This is a genomic window from Streptomyces toyocaensis (assembly GCF_000725125.1).
Taxonomy (GTDB): domain Bacteria; phylum Actinomycetota; class Actinomycetes; order Streptomycetales; family Streptomycetaceae; genus Streptomyces; species Streptomyces toyocaensis.
Map to the genome: position 1 here is coordinate 40,156 of NZ_JFCB01000020.1, position 12,805 is coordinate 52,960.

Sequence of the window (12,805 nt, forward strand, 5' to 3'; positions counted from 1 at the left end):
TACCGTCCGTAGTCGTTCGAGGGCTGTCTTGGCCAACGCATAATCTACGGTCCCACAGCTCGTCGGCGCAGGCTTGTTCGGCATCCCCGGGTCCACTTCCCGCGCGGAACGGCGAGGTGACGCGGGCCGTCCGGCGGAGCGGGGCGGTCCGGGCGGACCGCGACAACGGGCCGGGTCCGCCCCTCGAGGGACGGACCCGGCCCGTTCCCGGCTCCGGCTCAGGCGAGTTCCACCAGCAGGTCACCGCCCTCGACCTGCTGGATGCGGTTGATCGCCAGCCTGGTGACCGTGCCTGCCTTGGGGGCCGTGATCGCGGCCTCCATCTTCATCGCCTCGATGGTGGCCACCATGACGCCGGCCTCCACCTCGTCGCCCTCGGTCACCGCGAGGGTCACCACGCCGGCGAAGGGCGCCGCGACGTGGCCGGGGTTGGCGCGGTCGGCCTTCTCGGTGACCGGGAGGTCGGAGGCCGCCGCCCGGTCACGGACCTGGATGGGCCGCAACTGGCCGTTCAGGGTGGACATCACGGTCCGCATGCCGCGCTCGTCGGCGTCGCCCACTGCCTGGAGTTCGATGAGCAGCCGCACACCGGGATCGAGGTCGACGCTGTACTCCTTGCCGGGGCGCAGCCCGTAGAAGAAGTCCTTGCTGTCCAGGACGCTGGTGTCCCCGAAGGACTGGCGGTGCGTCTCGAACTCCCGTGTCGGCCCGGGGAAGAGAAGCCTGTTGAGGGTCGGCCGGCGGTCCTTCGCCAGGCCGGCGCGGTCCTCGGCGGTGAGTTCCTGGACGGGCTTGGGCTCGGCGCGGCCCCGCAGCGCCTTGCTGCGGAAGGGTTCCGGCCAGCCGCCGGGCGGGGTGCCCAGCTCGCCGCGCAGGAAGCCGACGACGGAGTCGGGGATGTCGAAGCGGTCCGGCTCCTCCTCGAAGTCCCGCGGTGAGACGCCCGCGCCGACCAGGTGCAGCGCCAGGTCGCCGACCACCTTCGACGAGGGGGTGACCTTCACCAGGCGGCCCAGCATCCGGTCGGCCGCGGCGTACATCGCCTCGATGTCCTCGAAGCGGTCGCCGAGGCCGAGCGCGACGGCCTGGGTGCGCAGGTTGGAGAGCTGCCCGCCGGGGATCTCGTGGTGGTAGACGCGGCCGGTCGGCGAGGCGAGACCGGCCTCGAAGGGAGCGTAGACCTTGCGGACGCTCTCCCAGTAGGGCTCCAGGTCGCCGACGGCCCCCAGGTCCAGGCCGGTGGGCCGCTCCGAGTGGTCGGTCGCCGCGACGAGCGCCGACAGGGACGGCTGCGAGGTGGTGCCCGCCATGGAGGCCACGGCTCCGTCGACCGCGTCCGCACCCGCCTGGATCGCCGCGAGGTAGGTGGCCAGCTGACCGCCGGCGGTGTCGTGCGTGTGCAGGTGCACCGGCAGGTCGAACTCCCGGCGCAGTGCCGACACCAGTGTCGCCGCCGCCGGGGCCCGCAGCAGGCCGGCCATGTCCTTGACGGCCAGCACGTGGGCACCCGCGTCGACGATCCGCTCGGCCAGCCGCAGGTAGTAGTCCAGGGTGTAGAGCCGCTCGGAGGGATCGGACAGGTCGGAGGTGTAGCACAGGGCCACCTCGGCGACGGCCGTGCCGGTCTCGCGCACGGCGTCGATGGCGGGCCGCATCTGGGAGACGTCGTTCAGCGCGTCGAAGATGCGGAAGATGTCGATGCCGGTGGCCGCGGCCTCCTGGACGAAGGCGTCGGTCACCTCGGTCGGGTACGGGGTGTAGCCCACGGTGTTGCGGCCGCGCAGCAGCATCTGCAGGCAGAGGTTCGGTACGGCCTCGCGCAGGGCGGCCAGGCGCTCCCACGGGTCCTCGGCGAGGAAGCGCAGGGCGACGTCGTAGGTGGCGCCGCCCCAGCACTCCAGCGACAGCAGCCCGGGCAGGGTGCGCGCCACCACGGGCGCCACGGCGAGCAGGTCCTTGGTGCGGACCCGGGTGGCGAGCAGCGACTGGTGGGCGTCGCGGAAGGTGGTGTCGGTGACGCCGATGGTCGGCGAGGCGCGCAGCCAGCGGGCGAAGCCCTCGGGGCCGAGCTCGGCCAGCCGCTGCCGGGAGCCGGCCGGCGGCTCCCCGGCGGGCAGCGACGGCAGCTTGGTCAGCGGGTCGATCAGCTCGGGCCGCTCGCCGTGCGGCTTGTTCACCGTGACGTCGGCGAGGTAGGTGAGCAGCTTGGTGCCCCGGTCCGCGGAGTGGCGCGCGGTGAGCAGCTCCGGACGCCGCTCGATGAACGACGTGGTGATCCGTCCGGCCTGGAAGTCCGGGTCGTCGAGGACCGCCTGCAGGAAGGGGATGTTGGTGGCGACGCCGCGGATGCGGAACTCGGCCACGGCGCGCCGGGCCCGGCCCACCGCGGCGCCGAAGTCCCGGCCCCGGCACGTCAGTTTCACCAGCATCGAGTCGAAGTGCGCGCTGATCTCCGTACCCGCGTGGGTGGTGCCGCCGTCCAGGCGGATGCCGGAGCCGCCGGGCGAGCGGTAGGCGCTGATCCGGCCCGTGTCGGGGCGGAACCCGTTGGCGGGGTCCTCGGTGGTGATGCGGCACTGCAGCGCGGCGCCCCGCAGGGTGACGGTCTCCTGGGAGAGGCCGAGGTCGGCGAGTGTCTCGCCGGCGGCGATGCGCAGCTGTGCCTGGACGAGATCGACGTCGGTGACCTCCTCGGTCACCGTGTGCTCGACCTGGATGCGCGGGTTCATCTCGATGAAGACGTGGTTGCCGTCCCGGTCGAGGAGGAACTCCACGGTGCCGGCGTTGCGGTAGCCGATCTGCCGGGCGAACCGCACGGCGTCGGCGCAGATGCGGTCGCGCAGTCCGGGGTCGAGGTTGGGCGCGGGCGCGAGTTCGATCACCTTCTGGTGGCGCCGCTGCAGCGAGCAGTCCCGTTCGAACAGGTGGATGACGTCACCCTGTCCGTCGGCGAGGATCTGCACCTCGATGTGGCGGGGTTCGACGACCGCCTTCTCGAGGAACACCGTGGGGTCGCCGAACGCGGACGCCGCCTCCCTGGAGGCCGCCTCGATGGCCTCCCGCAGCTGGGCGGGGTCCTCCACGCGGCGCATGCCGCGCCCGCCGCCGCCCGCGACCGCCTTGACGAACACGGGGAAGCCGATGCCGTCGGCGGCGCGGACGAGTTCGTCGACGTCGGTGGAGGGCGCCGAGGAGCCGAGGACCGGTACGCCGGCCTCACGGGCGGCGGCCACGGCGCGGGCCTTGTTGCCGGTCAGTTCCAGGATCCGGGCGCTCGGCCCGACGAAGGTGATACCGGCCTCTTCGCAGGCCTTGGCCAGCTCCGGATTCTCGGACAGGAACCCGTAGCCCGGGTAGACGGCGTCGGCGTCCGCCCGTCGCGCGGCGCGCACGATCTCCTCCACGGAGAGGTACGCCCGCACCGGGTGCCCCGGCTCGCCGATCTCGTACGCCTCGTCCGCCTTCAGGCGGTGCAGCGAGTTGCGGTCCTCGTGGGGGAAGACGGCGACGGTTCGGGCGCCCAGTTCGTAGCCCGCGCGGAACGCCCGAATCGCGATCTCACCGCGATTGGCGACCAGCACCTTGCGGAACATTCTCGATCCCTTCAGCCTGCCGTTGACGAAGACCATCGTGTCGGTGGCAGGTCGGGTACGCCATGTGAGCCGGGCCACTCACACCGTGCCACCGGGGCGTGTGAGGGGCCACGGAGGAACGTTTCCCTCCGCGGCCCCTCACGGCTGCCGGTGTCCCGCACCCGGGCGGCGCGCTACTCCGTGATCTTGAGCAGCTTGTTCGGGGTGCCGGAGCCGGGGTTGCCGATCTTGTCGACGGTGGCTCCGCCGGTCAGCGCCGACGCCACGGCCGCCGGATCGGCGTCCGGGTGCCCGGCCAGATACACGGCGGCCGCGCCGGCCACGTGGGGGGAGGCCATCGAGGTGCCGGATATCGTCTTGGTTCCCTCGTCGCTGTCGTTCCAGGCCGAGGTGATGTCGGAGCCGGGCGCGTAGAGGTCCACGGCCGCGCCGAAGTTGGAGAAGTCGGACTGGCCGTCGTCCTTGGTGCTGGAGGCGACGGTGAGGGCCTCAGGGACGCGGGCGGGCGAGCCCTGACCGGCGTCGGCGGACTCGTTGCCCGCCGCGACGGCGAAGGTCACTCCGGAGGCGATGGCCTTCTGGACCGCCGCGTCGAGAGCCGGGTCGGCGCCGCCGCCCAGGCTCATGTTGGCCACAGCGGGCCCCTTGTGGTTCCTGGTGACCCAGTCGATGCCGGCGATGACCTGCTCGGTGGTTCCGGAGCCGTTGTCGTCCAGGACTCTCACGGCCACGACCTTGGCCTTCTTGGCGACGCCGTGCGCGGCACCGGCGACGGTGGCGGCGACGTGCGTGCCGTGGCCGTTGCCGTCGTCGGCGCTGTCGTCGTTGTCGACGGCGTCGTAACCGTGGCTCGCCCGGCCCTCGAAGTCCTTGTGCGTGATCCGTACGCCGGTGTCGATGACGTAGGCGGTGACACCCTCGCCGGCCGTGTCGGGATAGGTGTACTTGCCGTCACCCGCGGTGTCCGCCTGGTCGACCCGGTCCAGGCCCCAGGAGGGAGGGTTGTCCTGGGTGGCCGTGGTGCGGAACGTGCGGTTGGCCACGACGGCGCCGACCGCCGGGTCGGCCGCGAGGCGCTTGGCCTCGGTCTCGCTCAGGCCGTCCGCGGCGAAGCCGTCGAGGGCCGCGCCGTAGGACCGGCTGAGCCGGCCGCCGTACTCCTTCGCCAGGTCCTTCTTGCCGGCGGCCGTCGTCGCCTCGTCGAGCACGACGATGTAGCTGCCCGCCACGGCTCCTTCGGCGTTCAGGCCGAGGACGGTGCCCTGGGCGGGTTCGCCGGCCTGGGCGGACGACGCCCCGAGCAGGGCTGCCGTGGTCGCGGCCGTCACCGCGCAGGTGGCGGCGGTGACCTTCAGTGCGACGGTACGCATCCGATGCGTCATGAAGAGGGATCTCCTCGTCAGATGTGGGGGGTTGACCTCCGGCGCGGTGTCACGCGGAGGCTGACGAGAAGACTGACTACTTGTCGCGGTCAGATCAATGGGGTGCCGCGGCGGCCGGAGCGCGGTGGCGGCCGATCTCCACAACGTCCGCCCATGTCGAAGCCAACCGGCGGGCAAAAGCCGAGCTGAAAGCGTTGTTTGAAACACTCAACAAGCGACTGGGCAAGATCTGTGACCATCCCCTCACCCAACCCTCACCGCCCGGACGTTTCACGACGGGCGCCTCCGGCCGCCCCGGTGCGCTCAGGCCTGGCCGGCCTCGAAGGTCGGCCTCGTTGTCCCCCTCCGGATGACCGTGGGTGGAGAAGATCACCCGGTCGGTCCACTCGGCGAGGTCGCGCTCGGGTGGTCGTGTCCGCCGGCGTCGTGCCGGCCCCCGGACCCCGCCACCCGCGTCACCCGAACGGCGACCGGTGACGGGCCGGGTCCCTCGCGCAGGTGCGACGGTGGTCGGGTCAAGCCATCGCTCACGGGGAGACGACGTGACCTGTTACGACCGACGAGACCTGGGCCTGCTGCTGCTCCGCCTGGGAACGGGCGGGGTGCTCGCGGCGCACGGCACGCAGAAGCTGTTCGGCTGGTTCGGCGGTGGCGGCATCGAGGGCACCGGCCAGTTCATGGAATCCATCGGATACACGCCCGGCAGGGCCAGCGCCACGGTGGCGGGCCTCGCGGAGACCGGCGGCGGCACGCTGCTGGCACTGGGCCTCGCCACCCCGGCGGCGGGCGCGGCGGCGGCCGGCGCGATGGCGGGCGCGTCCGCGGTGCACGCGCCCAACGGCTTCTTCAACCAGGAGGGCGGCTTCGAGTACGCCGCGTCCCTGGGCCTGACCGCCGCCGGTCTCGCCGTCGCCGGGCCCGGCCGGCTCTCCCTGGACCACGCCCTCGGCCACACGGTGAACCGGAGCTGGATGATCCCGGCGGCGTTCGCGGTGATCGCGGCGGCCACGGTCGTGACGGTGGGGGCGCGCAACCGACGGCTGCGGAGGGCCAAGGAGGGTGAGCAGGAGGCGCTGTTCGAGGAGTAGGCGACGCCTCACCCGGACCGGTGGCCCTGCCGGGCTTTCAGTGACCCGTGCCACGCTCTTCCCCATGAGTGATCACCCGTCTTCTCCCCCGCCCCACGTGCCGGACGCCGAGCTGTGGGAGTCCATCGAGGACCTGTGTGGCTGGCTGGACGCGAACCGCCCCGTCGACGGCCCGGACGGCCTGCTGCTGCGCATCCTGAAACTGTCCGAGGAGGTCGGGGAGGTCGCCCAGGCCGTGGTCGGCGCCACCGGCCAGAACCCGCGCAAGGGCACCACCCATACGTGGGACGACGTCCGGTCCGAGCTGTGCGACGTCGCCGTCACCGCCCTGGTGGCGCTGCGCACGCTCACCCCCGACGCCCGTGAGGTGTTCGTCCGCCACCTGGAGGGGGTCACCCGCCGCTCACTCGGCGCCTGACGCCTGGCCGGCGGCCGGGGCACGCGGCGGGCGCCCGGCGGCCGCGGTCCGGTGTTCACTCACGGACGCCGATGTCCTCGACCCGGGGGGCGCAGCAGCCGCCCGACCACGGTGGCTGGTGGAGATCGGCGCTGGACAGGTCTTCCGGATCGGCACGGACGGCCGAATCCGGGAATACCCTCTCCCGGACCGTGCCTGCCGACCCCATGCGATCACCGCCGACCCGGCCAGGGGCGTCTGCTGGTTCACCGAATGGGGCACCGGCCGAGTCGGGTCCATCACCCCCGGCGGGCACATCGAGGAGTACGACCTGCCGGACCACTCCTGTGAGCCGCACGGCCTTGCGGTGGGACCGGACGGTGCCCTCTACGTCGCCTTGGAGACCGGAGAAATCGCCCGGATCGAACCGTAGCCGACCCAAAACGACCGGCTGGTCTCCGCCGCGCGTCCGGTCTACTCGGTCGCGGCTGAGGGCGGCGTCGGCCGGGGTCACCGCAGCCAGGGGCCCAGTACGGGGGGGGCAGGCCGCCACCGGGCGCCCGTGGGCGGTTGTCCCCCGGTGGGGTGCACCCCTCGTGCGACCGCGGGGGTGGCTTACGCGAGGGACGGTGTCCGGTGCAGCATGGGTCCATGATCGAACCCGTGTCCGACGCGTCGGACCCCGAGCCCTGGTACGCCCTTCCCCCCGCCGAGGCGCTACGGCACCTCGGAGTGGAGGCGGCCGCCGGCCTCTCCCCGGCGGAGGCGGACCGGCGCCGGGAACGGTACGGCGCCAACCGGCTCGCCGAGCCGCCCCGTGAGCCGCGGTGGCGGGCCTTCCTGCGCCAGTTCCAGGACCTGCTGATCGTGATCCTGCTGGCCGCCGCCGTGGTCAGCCTGGTGGTCAGCCGGGAGTGGGAGACCCCGGTCGTCATCGCCCTGGTCGTACTGCTCAACGCGACCATCGGCTTCGTCCAGGAGTCACGCGCGGAGGCCTCGCTCGAGGCGCTGCGGAAGATGCTCGTCACGACGGCGGCCGTACGGCGGGACGGCCGCCTGGTGCGTCTGGACGCGGCCGAACTCGTGCCCGGGGACATCGTGGTGCTGGAGGCCGGCGACAGGGTGCCGGCGGACGGGCGACTGCTGTCGGCCACGGCGCTGGAGATCCAGGAGTCCTCGCTCACCGGTGAGGCGCAGCCCGTGCCGAAGTCGGCGCAGGCCCGCATCGCCCCCCGGGCGGCGCTCGGCGACCGCGCGACGGCCGTGTTCATGAACACCACGGTCACGCGGGGCCGGGGTGAGGCCCTGGTCACCGCGACCGGGATGCACACCGAGACCGGGCGGATCGCCCACATGCTGCACGAGGCGGAACCGGAACCGACCCCGCTGCAACGGCAGATCGCGGCACTCGGCCGGACCCTCGCCCTGATCGCGGGCGCCGTCATCGCGGTCGTCCTCGTCCTGGGACTCGTCCGCGGGCAGGACTTCGGCGATCTGTTCATCAGCGCCGTGTCGCTCGCCGTGGCCGCCATCCCCGAAGGACTGCCGGCCGTCGTCGCCTTCACCCTCGCCATGGGCACCGGCCGGATGGCCGCGCGCGGCGCCGTCGTCAAGCGGCTCGCGTCGGTCGAGACGCTCGGCAGCACGTCGCAGATCTGCACCGACAAGACGGGCACGCTGACGCTCAACGAGATGACCGCCCGGGAACTGCGCCTCGCCGGACGCCGGTTCACCGTCTCGGGCGAGGGCTACGCGACGGACGGAAGGATCCGCACGACCGACGGGCGGCCGCTGCCCGGGACGGTCGACGAGGCCCTGATCGCGATGGCGCTGTGCACCGACGCGGAACTGCGCGACGGGGACGTCGTCGGTGACCCCACCGAGGGCGCGCTGCTGGTGCTCGCGGAGAAGGGCGGGGTCGACGTCTCCGCGCTGCGCTCGCAGCGCCCCCGGGTGCGGGAGATCCCGTTCGACTCCGACCACAAGTTCATGGCGACCTTCCATCACTGGACGGACGACGCGGGTCGTGACGTCGTGCGCTGCTTCGTCAAGGGCGCGCCGGACGTGCTCGCCGGGCGGGCCGGCCGGTACGCCGGCGAGGACGGCGTGGTCCCGTTCGACGAGGCGGAGCGCGAGCGGTACGACCGCGCCAACGCGGCGCTGGCCGAGCAGGGCATGCGCGTGCTCGCCGTGGGCGTGCGGGACTTCGCGCCCGGGGAGCTGGAAGCGGCCGGGGACCTCAAGGAGATGCTCGGCGGGCTCGTGCTGGTGGCGCTGGTGGGCATCGTCGATCCGCCGCGGCCGGAGGCGAAGCAGGCGATCACGGAGTGCCGGGAGGCGGGCATCCGGGTCCGCATGATCACCGGGGACCACGCGGTGACGGCCGCGGCCATCGCCAAGGAGCTGGGTATCCCCGGCGGTGCCGTCACCGGTGACGACCTGGACCGGATCGCGGACGACGGCGAGCTCGCCCGCCGCCTCGACGACACCGGCGTCGTCGCCCGCGTCTCGCCCGCGCACAAGATCCGCATCGTGCGGGCGCTGCAGGCGCGGGACGACGTGGTCGCGATGACCGGCGACGGCGTGAACGACGCCCCGGCGCTGCGCAAGGCCGACATCGGTGTCGCCATGGGACGCAGCGGCACGGAGGTGACCAAGGAGGCCGCGACGATGGTGCTCACCGACGACAACTTCGCCACCATCGTCAGCGCCGTCCGCGAGGGCCGCGGCATCTACGACAACATCGTCAAGTTCACCCGGTTCCAGCTCTCCACGGCCCTCGGCTTCGTGCTCGTCTTCCTGATCGCCTCGCTGACCGGGGTCGCGGGAGGGGCCCCTTTCACGGCACTGCAGATCCTCTTCGTCAACCTGGTGATGGACGGGCCCCCGGCGATGTCGCTGGGCGTCGATCCCGTCAGCCGGGACGCGATGAGCCGGTCGCCGCGCCCGGCGGGCGAGCGCATCCTGACCGGGGAGCGGCTCCGGCGGATCCTGCTGTCGAGCGCCGTCATGGCGGCCGGAACCCTGGCCGTGCTGATGCTGGCCCCGGGGCCCGAGCCGGAGCTGGGGGAGGCGACCACCGCCGGCACGATGGGGTTCGTGACGTTCGTGTTCTTCCAGGCCTTCAACCTGCTCAACGTCCGCCACCCCACCCGCAGTGTGCTGAGCCGCGAGACCCTCTCCAACACCTCCGCCTTCGTCGCCACCGGCGCGGTGATCCTGCTGCTGGCCCTGGTGGTCGAGATGGACGCGGTGCACGGCTTCCTCACCACGACCGACCTGACCGCCGGTCAGTGGCTGGTGTGCGCGGCGGTCGGCTCGGCCGTCCTCGTGGCGGGTGAGCTGCTCAAGGCCGTGCTGCGGGCCCGGGCGTCCAGGCCCTGACGAACCCCGCTCCGTGCGCACGGAGCGGGGCCCACCGGCGTCGGCCGGGGTCCGCCGTGATCGAGTGGTGGGCGTACGGACGCGCGCGTACGGTCGAACGGTGGACTCCCGAAAGGGCGACCCGGCATGACCAGTGGTAGTGCGCGTTCGGCCCCAGCCCCGCAGGACACCGCCCGTGGCAGCGGTGGCGGGCACACGATGGCCCTGCTGGTCATCGCGTCCTGTCAGCTGATGGTGGTGCTGGACATCACCATCGTGAACATCGCGTTGCCGCACATCCAGCGCTCCCTGGACTTCTCCACCACCAGTCTGTCCTGGGTGATCAACGCCTACACCCTCACCTTCGGCGGTCTGCTGCTGCTCGGCGGCCGGGCCGGCGACATCCTCGGCAGACGGCGCGTCTTCGTCTTCGGCGTGCTGCTCTTCGTACTGGCTTCCCTGCTCGGCGGGTTGGCCCAGAACTCGGGCCAACTCCTCGGCGCCCGCGCGTTGCAGGGCATGGGAGGGGCGATCGCCTCGCCGACGGCCTTGGCGCTGATCAGTACGACCTTCCGCGAAGGGCCGGAACGCAACAGGGCGTTCGGGGTCTTCGCCGCGGTGTCGGCAGGCGGCGGCGCGATCGGGCTGCTCGCCGGCGGCATCCTCGTCGAGTGGCTGAACTGGCGGTGGGTGCTCTTCGTCAACGTCCCCATCGGGCTTCTCATCGCCCTGGCGGCTCCGCGCTTCATCAAGGAGTCGGAGCGCCATCCGGGCCGCTTCGACGTCACCGGCGCCCTGGCCTCCACAACGGGCATGGTGCTGCTGGTCTACGGGTTCATCCGGGCCGCGCAGGACGGCTGGCGGGACGCCCTCACGCTGGCATCGTTCGCCGCCGCGGTCGTCGTCCTGGCGGGGTTCGTCCTGGTCGAGCGGAGATCACGGCAGCCGATCACTCCGCTGCACATGTTCGCGGACCGCAACCGCGCGGGCACCTACGGCATCATGCTGTGCCTGGCGGCGGCGATGTTCGGCATGTTCTTCTTCCTCACGCTCTTCGTGCAGAACGTGCTGGACTTCAGCCCCTTGCAGGCCGGACTCGCCTTCCTGCCGGTCAGTGCGGTCATCGCGATCGGTGCGGGGCTGGCGTCGCGGTTCCTGCCCGTGTACGGCCCCAAGCCGTTCATGGTGGTGGGCGGCGTCCTCGCGGCGGCGGGCCTGGGCTGGCTGACCCTGACCGACGTGCACTCCACCTACGCGGGCAGTGTTCTCGGCCCGATGCTGGTCTTCAGCCTCGGCATGGGCATGGAGTTCGTGTCGCTGACGCTCATGGCGCTGTCCGACGTCCCCGTCCCGGAGACCGGGGCCGCCTCGGGCCTGCTCAACACCACCCAGCAGGTCGGCGGCTCGCTCGGGTTGTCCATCCTGGTCACGGTGTTCGGTACGGCCAGCGGCAACGAGGCGGAGAAACAGATACCGCGCTTCCTGCAGCAGGCGACCCCTGCCGAACGTCTGCGCTTCCAGCGCACCGGTGAGCTGCCGGCGCCGTGGGCCGACGAGGTCCTCGCCTCCGGTGTCTCGGCGGCCTTCGTCATGGCGGCGCTGTTCGCCGCGCTCGCCGCGCTGATCGCCGTCGTCGCCATCCAGGTCCGCCCGTCCGACCTGCAACGGCTCCAGGGCGGCACGGGGCCGGGGCCGGGATGAGAGAGTAGTCCGATGATCTTCATCACCGCCAAGTTCCGGGTCCGTCCCGAGTACGCCGACCAGTGGCCGCGGATCGCCGCGGACTTCACCGCCGCCACTCGTGGGGAGCCGGGCTGCCTGTGGTTCGACTGGTCCCGCAGCGTCGAGGATCCCACGGAGTACGTCCTGGTCGAGGCCTTCCGCGACGACGCGGCGGGAGCGGCCCACGTGCGGTCCGAGCACTTCAGGACCGCGCGGCGCACCCTCCCGCCGCATCTGGCCGAGACCCCCCGGATCGTGAACATGTCGGTCCCGCAGGACGACTGGTCCGAGCTGGGCGAGATGAGTGTGCCGAAGGAGGGGTGACCGCCTCAGTGGCCGCGCCGGTGCACCGTCAGGTCCACGACCACGGGCCGGTGGTCCGACGCCTCCGTCGCCACCGTGCGGGCGCCCGTCACCCCGATGCCGGGCGAGACGGTGACCAGGTCGATGCGCTTGGCCGGGTCGCTCGCCGGATAGGTGCCGCCACCGCCGGGGGCGGCGTCCCGCAGGGGGCCCCACAGCGGCGCCAGCTCGGGGGCGGACGCCTCGGCGTTGAAGTCGCCGACCAGGATCTTCGGTCCCCGGTCGGCGGCGAGCACGGCGAGCATGTCCGCCACCTGAGCCGCGCGGACCGAAGGGTCGGCCCGGTAGTCCAGGTGCGTGGAGTAGACGTGCACGTGGGCACCCCGCACGTCGACCACCACCTCGGCGAATCCGGGCGCCGGGGCCGGCTCCGGGTCGGGTGTCTGGGTGGAGAGCCGGGTGATCTCGTGGTTCTCGGCGTGGAGCACCGGGTAGCGGCTCAGCACGGCGACGCCGAACTGCCGGCGTTCGCCGTCCGGGGTGGCCGGTTCCAGGTCGTAGATCGGCGCGAAGAACACCCGCATGCGCAGCTTCCCGGCCAGTGCGCGGGCCTCGTCCACGAAATCGCTCCGGGCGCCCCAGTGCACGTCGACCTCCTGGAGACCGATCACGTCGGCGCGCAGACCGCGCAGTGCGGTGGCGGTGCGGTCGAGGTCGAAGACCTGGTCCTGGCCGGCCCCGGCGTGGATGTTGTACGTCGCCACCCGCAGGGGGAGGGCCGGTGCGCGGGAGCCGGGAGCGTCGGTGTCCGCGGCTGCCGCCGGTGCCGCCGCGGCCAGCAGGACGGCGGCGAACACGGCGGTGAGGCGGCCGCGGTGTCGGTATCTGGGCGTCATGCGTTCTCCAGGTCACGTAGGGGTGGGACCGGTTCCGTACAGGAGAGCTGCGCGACCGCCG

8 protein-coding genes and 1 pseudogene are annotated in these 12,805 nt (G+C 72.5%); 6 read left to right on the plus strand and 3 right to left on the minus strand.

All coding sequences use genetic code 11. The annotated features are described in order from the left end of the window. Positions 1–218: 218 nt before the first annotated feature. Both BU52_RS21115 and BU52_RS21120 read right to left on the minus strand, forming a co-directional pair. Positions 219–3,593: a pyruvate carboxylase gene (locus BU52_RS21115; protein WP_037936722.1), complete on the minus strand. Its 3,375-nt coding sequence runs from the start codon at positions 3,591–3,593 to the stop codon at positions 219–221. Positions 3,594–3,766: 173 nt separating this feature from the next. Further along, positions 3,767–4,975, minus strand: coding sequence for a S8 family peptidase (locus BU52_RS21120; RefSeq protein ID WP_037936723.1), 1,209 nt, complete (start codon positions 4,973–4,975; stop codon positions 3,767–3,769). Between the two features lie 542 nt (positions 4,976–5,517). On the opposite strand from BU52_RS21120, the gene BU52_RS21125 reads away from it, so the two are divergent. From BU52_RS21125 to BU52_RS21150, 6 genes and pseudogenes are all read left to right on the plus strand, one after another. Further along, positions 5,518–6,063, plus strand: a complete 546-nt coding sequence (locus tag BU52_RS21125) for a DoxX family protein (protein WP_037936725.1) — start codon at positions 5,518–5,520, stop codon at positions 6,061–6,063. A gap of 64 nt (positions 6,064–6,127) precedes the next feature. Next, complete coding sequence (locus tag BU52_RS21130) at positions 6,128–6,481, plus strand: MazG-like family protein (protein ID WP_037936859.1); 354 nt, start codon at positions 6,128–6,130, stop codon at positions 6,479–6,481. Between the two features lie 112 nt (positions 6,482–6,593). Further along, positions 6,594–6,893 (plus strand): annotated as a pseudogene (locus tag BU52_RS21135) (Vgb family protein); the annotation flags it as partial. A gap of 218 nt (positions 6,894–7,111) precedes the next feature. Further along, positions 7,112–9,844 carry a cation-translocating P-type ATPase gene (locus BU52_RS21140; RefSeq protein ID WP_078903361.1) on the plus strand — a complete coding sequence of 911 codons (2,733 nt, stop codon included), beginning with the start codon at positions 7,112–7,114 and terminating at the stop codon, positions 9,842–9,844. A gap of 198 nt (positions 9,845–10,042) precedes the next feature. Further along, positions 10,043–11,524: an MFS transporter gene (locus tag BU52_RS21145; protein ID WP_037936726.1), complete on the plus strand. Its 1,482-nt coding sequence runs from the start codon at positions 10,043–10,045 to the stop codon at positions 11,522–11,524. 12 nt (positions 11,525–11,536) lie between these two features. Next, positions 11,537–11,869 (plus strand): putative quinol monooxygenase, encoded by a 333-nt coding sequence (locus tag BU52_RS21150; protein ID WP_037936728.1) that lies wholly within the window; start codon positions 11,537–11,539, stop codon positions 11,867–11,869. A gap of 5 nt (positions 11,870–11,874) precedes the next feature. Here BU52_RS21150 and BU52_RS21155 read toward each other — a convergent pair whose 3' ends face one another. Next, positions 11,875–12,744, minus strand: a complete 870-nt coding sequence (locus tag BU52_RS21155) for an endonuclease/exonuclease/phosphatase family protein (RefSeq protein ID WP_037936729.1) — start codon at positions 12,742–12,744, stop codon at positions 11,875–11,877. Between the last annotated feature and the right edge of the window lie 61 nt (positions 12,745–12,805).